The sequence below is a fragment of the Pseudoalteromonas sp. SG43-1 genome, from assembly GCF_014164415.1.
In the GTDB taxonomy this organism is placed as follows: Bacteria; Pseudomonadota; Gammaproteobacteria; order Enterobacterales; family Alteromonadaceae; genus Pseudoalteromonas; species Pseudoalteromonas distincta.
In genome coordinates, this window is the sequence record NZ_JACJFD010000004.1 from 176,158 (window position 1) to 185,323 (window position 9,166).

The following is a 9,166-nucleotide window of genomic DNA, read 5'->3' on the forward strand; positions in this document are numbered from 1 at the left end:
ATAAAATAGTAAGAGTTTGTTTTATTACGGATGAATTGTAAAAACTGGTAAAGATTACCTCTTACTCACTCGTATCTAAGTCGCTAATTTTATTTAAAAAAATCATAATATTAATTTAATTTTACTTGATTTAAACTTACCTAAGTAAAGTTATGAGCTGCTGATTTCTTCTAAAAATCAATAAGCACAAAAACCAGCACCTTTTGCTACTACTTTTGTTGGTATCTATAAAGTGATGCAGAATTTATAAATTATTATATTTATATGCACTTTAGTTTTATCTTGAGGCTTAAAATCAACTTTTTAGACTCCCCCTACTCTAAACCTCTATAAAATATATACATTCCAATCAATAACAAAGTTGTGTCTTGAATAATAGGTGCTATATTTATCACGTTATTAAAATAGAAACACACTTACTGCGACTCATGAAAAAGGATTAATTAATGATTCAAGCACGACCGGTTAATAAAGGGTTATTAATCTCACTGCTTCCTCACGTCATTTTATTAGTTGCGGGCATTATACTTACCTACTTTGCTCATATTAAACACCAAGAAGCCATAAAAAATAAAATAAACAATGCGCTTGATAACCGCCTATCATCGCTTTCTACAGGTATTAACAGTAGGCTCGATTTGTATCAATATGGGCTATTTGGTTTAAAGGGCTTTGTACATGGGATAGGTGCAAATAACTTAAACTATCAAGCCATAACTAACTACTCTGGGAGCCGTAACTACGCTAAAGAATTCCCTGGAGCTAATGGTATTGGCTATATAAAAAAAGTTGGCGTTGAGCAATTAAATAAATTTTTGAATGATGCAAAAAACGATAGACCCGATCAGACATTTAATTTGAATACACTCGTAGCGACTAGTGATGAGCATTTTATAATTCAATATATTTTTCCTGAGCAAAAAAACTTACAAGCAATTGGATTAGATATTGGATCTGAGAGCATGCGCAAACAGGCAGCACTAAATGCTGCCATAAATAATACAACCCAATTAACGGCGCCACTGACTTTAGTACAAGCGAATAAACTCTCACAACAAGGCTTTTTAATATTAGTGCCAATATATAAAACCATTACTATTTCTGATAATAAAAAACAGCGCCTTAATGAGCTTTTAGGTTGGGCATATTCGCCGTTGTTAATTGATAAAATTTTAGACTCACTTTCACACCTTGATGAAAATCAACTAACGATAAGTGATATCAATAACAATACTGAGACTGATTTTTTTAGTTATGGCATAAAAAGCAAAACTAACGATTATCAATTAACTAAAATTATAAAATTAATGGGTAGAACGTGGAAAATTACCATTGATGCCTCAGACGCCTTTATTTATAACCTTCATCTCCCTAGTCGGTATCAAGCCATTGTTAATGGCTCTTTCGCCACTATTGGCTGTATGTTTGTAGTTTTTTTAATGCAATTGTTTATTTTTAGAAGAAACCAAAGAATTAAGAGAAAAACACTTCAGGCTAAAAAAAATAAACTCGCATTGCAGCAAGCAAATTTAAAACTAGAAAGCGAAGTTAAACAACGTACGCAAGAAATAGCCGATATGAGCATGCTCCAACAAAGTATTTTAAACAGTGCTAGTTATTCAATTATTGCGACCGACACAAACGGCTTAATCACTCTATTTAATCCCGCCTCAGAAAAGTTATTAGGCTACAAAGCGCAAGATGTTATTGGCATTAAAAACCCTGGCATATTTCATTTAAAAGAAGAAATTATAAAAAAGGCTAAACTACTTAGTGCTGAATTAAATAAACCTGTACCCCCTGGTTTTGAAGTATTTATCCTAAAAGCAACAGCAACTGAGCCTGATATTAATCAATGGACATATATTTCTTCTACAGGCGAGCAAATACAAGTTAATTTAAGCGTCACTTCGCTGTTAAATAACGAAGGAGACACCGTTGGCTACTTAGGTATTGCTTACGATTTAACAGAACAAATTGACCACGAGCAAGCCCTTGGTCACTCAAAAGAACTTGCTGAGCAAGCATCGCAAGCAAAGTCTGAGTTTTTAGCAAATATGAGCCACGAAATACGAACCCCGATGAACGGTATACTTGGCACATTACAACTATTACAAGAACAACCGCTTAATGAAAAATCAAAAGAGTATTTAAAAAAATCACTGTATTCAACTCGAGCACTCACCACCATTATTAACGATATTCTTGATTTTTCTAAAATAGAGGCCGGCAAGCTTTCATTAGAGAATAAGCCTTTTGATTTTTTTGAACTTATTCATCACTTAGATTCAGACCTAGGTGTGCAAGCGACAGATAAAAACATTTACCTTAAATTTGTGATTGATATTGAGCACAAGCATTGGGTGGGCGACCCAGTTAGACTCAGACAGGTATTTTTAAACTTAATATCTAACGCGATTAAGTTTACATCTCAAGGTGGCGTTACAGTAACGTTTAGGCTAACCGACGAAAAAAAAATATGTTGTTGTATATCAGACACCGGAATTGGAATCTCTGAGCAAGCAATTGATCGATTGTTTGAGCGCTTTGAACAAGCTGAGCAATCAACCACGCGTGAATATGGTGGTACGGGCCTTGGCTTACCCATCACTAAATCATTAATAGGCCTTATGAATGGCGAAATTAAAGTAACAAGCCAGTTAGGTTCAGGGAGTCAGTTTTATGTCTACTTACCATTAAAACAAGCGCAGGTGGATGACAGCACATTAACAACCAAAAATATTGAGCTTCCTGACCTATCTGGAAAAATTATTTTATTAGCTGAAGATAATAAAATAAATCAGCTTGTTGCAGCTGCGATGCTTGAACCAACTAAAGCCACCATTATTATTGCCAACAATGGTTTAGAAGCGATTTCATTATACGAGTTACACAAACCAGACATTATTTTTATGGACATTCAAATGCCAAAAATGGATGGTCTTCAGGCATGTAAAAAAATTAAGGCGCTTAATAGCGAACAAATTGTTATTGCATTAACTGCTAATGTTTTTACAGAACAAAAAGAAATATACAGGCAGCTATTTGATGGTTACGTTTCAAAACCAATCGAAAAACATGAACTTGTCGGCATGTTATCGACACTTTGCTTAGTAAATAATTAGTCATTCTGAGGGCATTAAAAAACCCAGTTATTGTTACCTTTCGATATTAATAACTGGGCTCTAAGAATAATGGTGGAGGGAGAGGGATTCGAACCCTCGTTAGGGATAAACCTAAACACACTTTCCAGGCGTGCGCCTTCAGCCACTCAGCCATCCCTCCACGGTGCTGCAATTGTGTAATGCAACAGCGCGCTATAGTATGAAATAGACCCTTAAGGTGCAAGGCATTTTTTAATTTGGGCCTTTAAATGCTTACTAATCAAGCAACACTTACCTATAGGCACAAAAAAACGGCTAAATCTAAGACTTAACCGTTTTTAATTTATACTCTAAAAGTTACTTAGCCATGCTCGCAGTAAACTCAAGCATGCGATTTAAGGATTTAAGAGCGCCTTCGCGTAAATTCATATCAACGAATACTTCTTTGCCTTTAGGACTTATGAGGGCTTCTTCAATCGCTTTTAAGCCATTCATTGCCATCCAAGGGCAATGTGCGCAACTTTTACATGAAGCGCCCTCACCTGCCGTAGGAGCCGCAAAAAACTCTTTATCTGGACATAGTTGCTGCATCTTATAAAAGATGCCGCGATCAGTTGCTACAATAAACTTTTTGTTGTCCATTGTTTGCGCTGCTTTGATCAATTGGCTCGTAGATCCAACCGAATCGGCAAGAGCAACTATTTCTGCTGGTGACTCAGGATGAACTAAAACGCCTGCATCTGGGTGTAGCGCTTTCATGTCTTTGAGTGCTTTTGTTTTAAACTCGTCATGTACAATACATGCGCCATTCCACATAAGCATATCAGCACCGGTATTTTTTTGAATATAACTACCAAGGTGCTTATCTGGGCCCCAAATGATTTTTTCGCCTTGCTCATCGAGGTGCTCTACTATTTCAAGTGCACAGGATGAAGTTACAATCCAATCTGCACGTGCTTTAACAGCCGTAGAGGTGTTTGCATATACGACTACTTTACGATCAGGGTGCTGATCGCAAAACGCAGAGAACTCGTCTATCGGGCAGCCAATATCTAACGAACATGTTGCTTCAAGCGTTGGCATAACAACCGTTTTATTTGGCGTTAAAATTTTGGCTGTTTCGCCCATAAATTTTACGCCCGCAACAATAATCATATCTGCATCGTGACGTGCGCCAAAACGCGCCATTTCTAGCGAGTCGGCAACGCAGCCGCCGGTTTCTTCAGCAAGTGCTTGAATTTCAGGATCGGTATAATAATGGGCAACAAGTACTGCATTTTTATCTTTTAGTAATTGTTTTATACGCGCTTTATATTCGCCTTGCTCGTCTTGTGTTAACGGTGCTGGCTTAGGGGGAAAAATATAACCTTCAGGCATAATAGTTTGAGCTAGACTCATGTTCTCGACCACTTATCTACAGTGCATTAATTAGGGCGAATTATACGAGAATATGAAAGCAAATAACAGCGAACTAGTAAGGCTGTTTATAAAAAATAAAGTGGGAAATTAAAAAAGAATATAAAGGAAAGTATTAGAGAGTGGTGGGTCATGATGGATTTGAACCATCGACCAATTGATTAAAAGTCAACTGCTCTACCAACTGAGCTAATGACCCGCTCTAATATAAATCTGCTTTGTAAAAAGCTTGCGTAAATCCGCCGATTAAACTGTCATAGAATGGTGGGTTATGATGGATTTGAACCATCGACCAATTGATTAAAAGTCAACTGCTCTACCAACTGAGCTAATAACCCGCTCTATGCACTTATTCAATTAAGAATGAAGCTTACGTATATCCGCCGACTAATGCCAAACCCTATTCACAAGGAATAAAGAATGGTGGGTCATGATGGATTTGAACCATCGACCAATTGATTAAAAGTCAACTGCTCTACCAACTGAGCTAATGACCCGCTCTTATATAACTTTTCATAGAATGGTGGGTTATGATGGATTTGAACCATCGACCAATTGATTAAAAGTCAACTGCTCTACCAACTGAGCTAATAACCCGCTCTATGCACTTATTCAATTATGAATGAAGCTTACGTAAATCTGCCGATTGATTCCAAACCGTATTCACAAGGAATAAAGAATGGTGGGTCATGATGGATTTGAACCATCGACCAATTGATTAAAAGTCAACTGCTCTACCAACTGAGCTAATGACCCGCTCTATTGTTGCGTTTAAATGCAACTTACTACTTTGCGTAAATCCGCCGATTGGAACCAATTATTATTCACAAGGAATAAAGAATGGTGGGTTATGATGGATTTGAACCATCGACCAATTGATTAAAAGTCAACTGCTCTACCAACTGAGCTAATAACCCATTCCAGTTGCTAACTTATTACTAAGTTAAAGCTTACGTAAATCCGCCGATTGATGCCAAACCGTATTCACAAGGAATAAAGAATGGTGGGTCATGATGGATTTGAACCATCGACCAATTGATTAAAAGTCAACTGCTCTACCAACTGAGCTAATGACCCGCTCTGACGTTGCGTTTTATAACAACTTAGTATTGTACGTAAATCCGCCGATAAAAGACCATTCAAAGAATGGTGGGTTATGATGGATTTGAACCATCGACCAATTGATTAAAAGTCAACTGCTCTACCAACTGAGCTAATAACCCGCTCTTTTTGTCGCATTTCGAGTGGGGTAACCATTCGTTTGCTGCGGGCGCTTATAATACTTATTTATAAAATGAGTGCAACCGAAATTGTCTCTTTTTTTAAGTTTTTATGTCTAGATGCACAAAATTAAACCGTTTGTGCTCAAACTACATGCAAATCCAAGATTCTTCGAGAGTTTCCATGTAGTTTGCTCGCCTTAACTAGAAATTTAATCGCTGGTGAACTTTAGTTTCCCAAACGATCAGTTGCTAGTTTTGCAGCGGTAGTACTTGGGTATTGATTGATAAGATCGCTCAATATTTTTTGTGCTTGCGCCGCTGAACCTTGATCTTGTAAAAGTGTGCCTAACTTTAGCATTGCATCAGGGCGTTTATTAGAATTTGGAAATTCGTTAACAACCACTTTAAAATGCTCCACCGCTTTTACGCCATCATTTTTAATAGTAAGCAACTGCCCTAACCAATAATGCGCGTTAGACGCATATACAGAGTTTGGATAGGTAGTCAAAAACGTTTGAAATTCAGGAATCGCTTGATCATAACGTTTATCTTTCATTATTAACGCAACAGCACGCTCGTACGCTTCATTTTCAGATAAGTCACTGCTGTAGCTCTGTGCATCGTTTGGCTGCGCCTGATCGACTACTGGAGCTGCTGTTGGCTGTGTATAAGCCTGGCTCACGCGGTTTTCAATCTCTTGATACAACTCACGCTGACGCTGCAGTACTTTTTCAAGTTTGTAGCTTTGCTCTTCAGTTACACCGCGAATTTGACTTACTTCGTCTTGTAACAAGTTAAGTTGTTGCTGTAACTCTACTTGTAAAAAGTTACGCGACTGCATCATATTCTCAAGCGACGCTAATCGCTTCTCAATACTTGATTGTGAACTTGCAGCTTCTGAAACAGGAGCGGGAGCAGCCATTAACTGGGTGCTCCCGCTCAATATCATGGCTGCCAAAATAATTTTCGGCTTCATAATATCTCTTATCTTAGTAAACTAGTACCGCACGGCGGTTTTTAGCGAAAGCTGATTCAGTGCGAGATTTAACCATTGGCTTCTCTTCACCGTAGCTTACCACTGACATTTGGCTAGCTGAAACACCTAAGCTTAATAGGTATTTTTCAACTGCTTGGCCACGGTGCTCACCTAGTGCAATGTTGTACTCTGGAGTACCGCGCTCATCTGCGTGGCCTTCAATTAGTACTTTAACTGATGGGTTTTGAACTAAAAACTCAGCATGTGCACGAAGTAAATCAGCGTACTTACCTTCAACAGTCGCTTTATCAAAGTCAAAGTAAATTACTTGCTCTTGACGAAGTGCTTCGTACTTTTGACGAAGTTGCTCTTCTGCTTGTTGCTCAGGAGAGATTGTAGCTACTTCAACTGTATCAGTGTTAGTTGATTGCTCAACAACGCCTTGATTTGATTGGTTTGCAGCACCTTCATCAATATCAGAAGATGAGCTACAAGCGGCTAATGTCATTACTGGCACAGCAATTAGCAGGCCTTTAAGTATTTTGTTAAGTTGCATTGAGTAGATTCCTATTTTGAGTAAACCAGTAATATTACTGTAAGTATGGCGACCAAGCTGGTGCCTTTACTTGTCCGTCTAGCACAGGTAACCGTGCTTTAAAGCGGCCGTCCATCGATACTAGCGCAAGTACCTGTTTATTATTATGGAGCGTGCTGTATATAATCATCGAACCATTTGGCGCTATGCTCGGTGATTCATCTAGGCGTGTTCTCGTTAATACTTGAAACGCACCTGTAGCCAGCTCTTTCTTAGCAAGATGGTACTGCCCGTTGGTACGGTTAACCATCACTAATTCTTTTCCATCTGGTGTTATAGAACCAGCAAGGTTCATATCACCATCAAAGGTGAGTCGTTGTGACCTACCTGTTTTTAAATTTAACTTATAAATCTGAGCATTACCACCCCTTTCAGATGTAAACACAATATCTTGGCCATTAGGGTACCAAGATGGCTCAGTATCTATGCTACGATGATTTGTTAAGCGTGTTTCTTTACGTGTAGCAAGGTCAAGCATGTAAACTTCTGTCGCACCCGTCTTATCCTTAGAAAGCACTAATAATAGCTTTTTACCATCTGGCGAAAACTGCGGTGCACCATTAATACCACGGTAGCTTGCTATTATTTCACGCTTACCTGTGTATATATCTTGAATGTAAATTTGGCTTTGACGGTTTTCAAACGTTACATACGCTAGTTTAGTACCATTCGGTGACCATGCTGGCGACATTAATGGTTCTTTTGAACGAAGTAACACCTGTTCGTTAAAACCATCGTAATCAGCAACGACTAGCTGATAAGGTTTAGGCTCGTTATCACGTACTATTACATATGCAATTTTAGTTAAAAACGCGCCCTTTTCACCCGTTAGCTTTTCATAAATAACATCACTGATTCGATGAGAGTAACGGCGAAAACCACTCTCGCCAATAACACTTTCACGCGCTTCTAAAATATGATCTTGGCTTTTAACTAACTTACCGTTACTCATCATTTGCGTATTGCCACCGGTAATTTGGCCGCGAATCACATCAACTAACTCATAACGAACTAAATAACGCCCATCAGTTTGTTGTTCAACCTCACCAACAAGAACAGCTTCAACACCTTTATTAACCCAAGACGCATAATCAATTTCGCCATCTTTACTTGGCTGTTGCGGCATTTGCGCCACATCAACAGGTTTAAACTTACCACTGCGCATTAAATCGGCAGCAATAACACCACTTAGCTTTTCAGGAATTGGACCAACACCTTGGTATTTAAAAGGTACAATGGCAATAGGCCTTGCACCGTCTACACCTTCTGTTATTACAATTTCAAGCGCTGCATTAGCAACACCCGTAAACCCAAACAGTAAAACTAAACAGGCTATTTTTATTTTGTTGAACATATCATTCCTTTAAAATTCTGGCTTGATTGTTAAATTAATATTCTTAAGTTTTTCGAATACGTCTTTATCTTTAGATACCGGTAATGTGTCAGCCATGCGCACTGCTCTTAATGCAGCTTCACATACTAACTTGTCGCCACCTAATGATTTAACTTGCGTTACTAAACCATTAAAGCCCAAACGAATATTAACTCGGCACTGTTGGTTTTTCATTTTTTCATCAATCAGTAAGTTTTGCTGAATACGCGCCATAATTAATGCACGGTACTTATCAACTTCGCTCACCACTTGTTGCTGACGTATTTTACTACGGGCAGCCTGCTCTTTGGCAAGTTGCTCTTGTAACATTTGCTCTTGCATTGCTTGCTGGCGTTTACGTTCGGCCTCAGCAGCACGCTCTTTTGCTTCCTCTTCACGCTTTTTGCGCTCAGCTTCTGCTTTTTTAAGCGCTTCTTCTTCAGCTTTGCGTTTGTCAGCTGCTGCTTTTGCTGCGTTTTC

At 38.5% G+C, this 9,166-nt stretch carries 6 protein-coding genes and 9 tRNA genes; 1 reads left to right on the forward strand and 14 read right to left on the reverse strand.

From position 1 onward, the window contains the following. Positions 1 to 446: 446 nt before the first annotated feature. Entirely contained in the window at positions 447 to 3,125 is a 2,679-nt protein-coding gene (locus H5159_RS05625) for a CHASE domain-containing protein (RefSeq protein WP_182779920.1), read from the forward strand. A gap of 70 nt (positions 3,126 to 3,195) precedes the next feature. On the opposite strand, the gene H5159_RS05630 is transcribed toward H5159_RS05625, so the two are convergent. The 14 genes from H5159_RS05630 to tolA form a co-directional block, all read right to left on the reverse strand. After that, positions 3,196 to 3,285: transfer RNA gene (locus tag H5159_RS05630), tRNA-Ser, on the reverse strand. 176 nt (positions 3,286 to 3,461) lie between these two features. After that, positions 3,462 to 4,502 carry a quinolinate synthase NadA gene (nadA, locus tag H5159_RS05635; protein WP_182779922.1) on the reverse strand — a complete coding sequence of 347 codons (1,041 nt, stop codon included), beginning with the start codon at positions 4,500 to 4,502 and terminating at the stop codon, positions 3,462 to 3,464. 141 nt (positions 4,503 to 4,643) lie between these two features. After that, positions 4,644 to 4,719, reverse strand: a tRNA-Lys gene (locus H5159_RS05640). Between the two features lie 63 nt (positions 4,720 to 4,782). Further along, a tRNA-Lys gene (locus H5159_RS05645) sits at positions 4,783 to 4,858 on the reverse strand. Positions 4,859 to 4,941: 83 nt separating this feature from the next. Next, positions 4,942 to 5,017, reverse strand: a tRNA-Lys gene (locus tag H5159_RS05650). Between the two features lie 24 nt (positions 5,018 to 5,041). Then, positions 5,042 to 5,117 (reverse strand) — tRNA-Lys (locus H5159_RS05655). Between the two features lie 83 nt (positions 5,118 to 5,200). Further along, positions 5,201 to 5,276, reverse strand: a tRNA-Lys gene (locus H5159_RS05660). 85 nt (positions 5,277 to 5,361) lie between these two features. Beyond that, a tRNA-Lys gene (locus H5159_RS05665) sits at positions 5,362 to 5,437 on the reverse strand. An 84-nt stretch (positions 5,438 to 5,521) separates the two neighbouring features. Beyond that, positions 5,522 to 5,597: transfer RNA gene (locus H5159_RS05670), tRNA-Lys, on the reverse strand. A gap of 70 nt (positions 5,598 to 5,667) precedes the next feature. Continuing rightward, positions 5,668 to 5,743, reverse strand: a tRNA-Lys gene (locus H5159_RS05675). Positions 5,744 to 5,969: 226 nt separating this feature from the next. After that, positions 5,970 to 6,719: a tol-pal system protein YbgF gene (gene ybgF, locus H5159_RS05680; RefSeq protein WP_033021320.1), complete on the reverse strand. Its 750-nt coding sequence runs from the start codon at positions 6,717 to 6,719 to the stop codon at positions 5,970 to 5,972. Between the two features lie 13 nt (positions 6,720 to 6,732). After that, positions 6,733 to 7,275, reverse strand: a complete 543-nt coding sequence (gene pal, locus H5159_RS05685; RefSeq protein WP_002960636.1) for a peptidoglycan-associated lipoprotein Pal — start codon at positions 7,273 to 7,275, stop codon at positions 6,733 to 6,735. Between the two features lie 34 nt (positions 7,276 to 7,309). Next, complete coding sequence (gene tolB / locus H5159_RS05690; protein WP_138488837.1) at positions 7,310 to 8,668, reverse strand: Tol-Pal system beta propeller repeat protein TolB; 1,359 nt, start codon at positions 8,666 to 8,668, stop codon at positions 7,310 to 7,312. 9 nt (positions 8,669 to 8,677) lie between these two features. Further along, the coding region (gene tolA, locus H5159_RS05695; protein ID WP_182715258.1) for a cell envelope integrity protein TolA at positions 8,678 to 9,166 on the reverse strand (489 nt) is incomplete at its 5' end.